Annotated in this window: 1 pseudogene; it reads left to right on the top strand. The window is 33.7% G+C overall.

Annotated features, from left to right (window positions below):
• A pseudogene (locus ACH8JV_RS19645) lies at positions 1–101 on the top strand (helix-turn-helix domain-containing protein); the annotation flags it as partial.
• Positions 102–255: the final 154 nt, after the last annotated feature.

Here is a 255-nt window from a genome sequence, read left to right as displayed (position 1 = left end):
ATAAATCTCAGCAGGAGCTCATTGATGAAGTGACTGCTTTACGAGCAGAGGTTGCCTTTTTAAAAAAGCTAAAAGCCTTAAAACTGAAGCAACGTACTTAAATTCAATTTCTACTGCAGACAGTGTTTAAGTTATTTCAGAATTAAGGCAAATTTATCCATTAAAGCTCTTACTCAGTATTGCCAAGATTGCTCGTAGTACTTATTTCTATCACATGAAAGCTGTACGCTCTAATGATAAATATACTGAGTTAAA

Origin of the sequence: Acinetobacter sp. ABJ_C5_2, from assembly GCF_044538485.1 — a bacterium.
Taxonomy (GTDB): domain Bacteria; phylum Pseudomonadota; class Gammaproteobacteria; order Pseudomonadales; family Moraxellaceae; genus Acinetobacter; species Acinetobacter nosocomialis_A.
The sequence above is the reverse complement of the archived record's forward strand: the minus strand, read 5'-3'. Positions and strand labels throughout refer to the sequence as shown.